Raw genomic sequence first — 2,184 nt, 5'->3', positions numbered from 1 at the left:
GGCGCAAAGTTCATGTACTCGGTGTTTGACAAATGCGCTGACCTCAGCTTGACAAGTTCGGGCATCGACCCTTCGATGATCGACGCCACTTGCGACCCCGGCGACCTGCAGGACGCATTCGTTCTAGCCAAGGCTACCAAGGACGGCGAACAAGCTATGGTTCAGCAGGAAGTTTCGCGGTTCTTGCACGCGTTCTTCAAGGGCGATAGGTTCGTCGACAACAAGTGCGCTCACATGAAGTTCTCGAGCAAGGTGCCTGGCTTGGCTGCCGACAGGTTCGACCGCCTGATTGCCGCGGGATACCTGGTGCACACAAAAGCAAAGACGGTCGCCGACTTCTACGAGGTCGCGCCCGCTTTCAAGGCCAGCGTGCGTAGGTTCCTCACGGATGGCTATCCAGATGGAAAGCTCAAGAAGTTCATCGCGCTAGTGCGATAAGGCGCCAAGCTTTCAGGCATCTCGGTTCGATAGTCGAATAGGTAGTGAGCGGCGATGGTGATGAGCCTGGTGCAGTCGACCAAGCTGCATGGGCACGACCCGTGGGCTTACATTAAGGACGTGCTGCAGCGGCTGCCGATGCACCCGAACCGTCGCATCGACGAGTTGCTGGCGCGCCGGTGGACGGCTGCGACCACACGAGAAACTACGGGACTATGAAGAGCATTGTGAAGCGTTGATCGACGACGGCGGCGACATTACGTTGCGCCACATCCAGGGTGTTGGCTGCGCGGTTATGGCCGCTGACGGTCACAACGCCCTGGCCATGTTCGCACGCCGCGATAGCGAGACGCTCAACGTGTTGCTCAAGCGACTGGATCGCGTCATCGGGCGGTACTGCGACGAGGGCGAAGCCACCGACGAGATCAACCCGCCTTGATCGGCTCCGTCGTCAAGACGGGGTGCTTGGCCGCCTACGGAACTGCTGCTCAAGGGCGACCGTATTTCTCGAAGCCTCGTCGCCCGTCGACACCGATGGTCACGATTCTTCTGTATTGAAGTGTCGGAGGTCATCTCGACGCGAGTTGGCGATCACGCAGAATTGACTGGAGGATGTGAGGCGACCGAATGCCGGCAATTTGAGAAGACAGAGACACGGACTTCATGTTCATCAGCGCGAATGACACCCCTTTTCTCGCCGAGACGTTCGTGTCGCAAGACAAGTTGTGCTCAAAGGTGTGCACGGTCGTCGTGCGCGCCAGCTTCGACGTCGATGTCGACGGCGTCTGTCGCTTCGTCGAGAAGCAGAGCCCCTTCGTCTTTGCCGATGCGCACTATGGCGATGCAGCAGATACCTCTGTTCGTGCCGAGTCCGACTTTGTGCCGGTGAAGCCGCGGCCCGAGGTGCTGCTCGATGCGATGGCCATGGCCCCGCAGGGTCGGCAGGCAACGACGATGGAGGTGGGGCTGCTGGGGCCATCGCTCGACAAACGCGCCATCGTGACGGGTGAGCGCCGTTGGACCTCAGGCGCCTTCGGATCGCGAGCGTCGCGGCCGGAGCCATTCTCGGCCATGCCCTTGGCCTGGCACCTGGCATTCGGTGGCACCGATCGAACGTCGAACGACCCCACGAACTACCGGAGTGACCCTCGCAACCCGCTCGGGCGGGGCTACCTCGAGACCAAGAGCGACGCGGCCAGCGAGGGCGCCCTCCTGCCTTGTGTCGAACGTCCTGGATCGCTTCTGAAGACTCGCCTCGACCGACCGGAGCCGATCGGCTTCGGCCCGGTGCCGCGCTTTGCGGCCGGGCGAGTGCGCTTCGCGGGGACCTATGACCAACATTGGATGGATCATGTCCTGCCGTTCTTGCCCGACGATTTCGATGACCGCTACTTCCAGGCCGCGCCGGAGGATCAGCAGATGGATGCGCTGACCGAGGGCACGGCCTTCATGTGCCTGAACATGAACCCTTCCGGTCGCTTCATCGTCCGCCTGCCCTCGATGGCTGTCCCGGTTGCGTTCTGCTTCGACGATCGCGTGGAGCGCACCACGCTGACTCCCGACACGCTTCATCTTCTCCCTCACGAATCGCGCATCGTTCTCGTGGGGCGAGTGGGTGTGAAGCTGCCGCGCAAGTTCGTGCGCTTGCGCGAAGTTCGTGTCGGCAATGCCCGCCCGAGAAAGCCGCACTTCGGAAGTCTCGGCGAGGCAGTGACTGAACTTCGGGCGAGGCGCTAGGCCATGTAC

Annotated in this window: 4 protein-coding genes; all 4 read left to right on the top strand. The window is 61.6% G+C overall.

All coding sequences use genetic code 11. The features are described from left to right. On the top strand, positions 1–438 hold a 438-nt coding region (locus tag AC1D01_RS31350), incomplete at its 5' end, for a hypothetical protein (protein WP_477873416.1). Positions 439–498: 60 nt separating this feature from the next. Continuing rightward, positions 499–657, top strand: a complete 159-nt coding sequence (locus AC1D01_RS31345) for a transposase domain-containing protein (RefSeq protein ID WP_477873414.1) — start codon at positions 499–501, stop codon at positions 655–657. A 16-nt stretch (positions 658–673) separates the two neighbouring features. Then, positions 674–877, top strand: coding sequence for a hypothetical protein (locus tag AC1D01_RS31340; RefSeq protein WP_477873412.1), 204 nt, complete (start codon positions 674–676; stop codon positions 875–877). Between the two features lie 224 nt (positions 878–1,101). After that, a complete protein-coding gene (locus AC1D01_RS31335; RefSeq protein ID WP_477873410.1) occupies positions 1,102–2,175 on the top strand; it encodes a DUF2169 family type VI secretion system accessory protein in 1,074 nt (357 codons plus the stop codon). Positions 2,176–2,184 lie beyond the last annotated feature (9 nt).

Source organism: Rhizobacter sp. P3_B12 (genome assembly GCF_056402895.1).
This window is presented reverse-complemented; position numbering and strand designations above follow the sequence as displayed.

Coding starts and splice junctions, on each gene's coding strand:
- AC1D01_RS31345 (WP_477873414.1), top strand. CDS start 499: ATGAGCCTGGTGCAGTCGACCAAGCTGCATGGGCACGACCCGTGGGCT.
- AC1D01_RS31335 (WP_477873410.1), top strand. CDS start 1,102: ATGTTCATCAGCGCGAATGACACCCCTTTTCTCGCCGAGACGTTCGTG.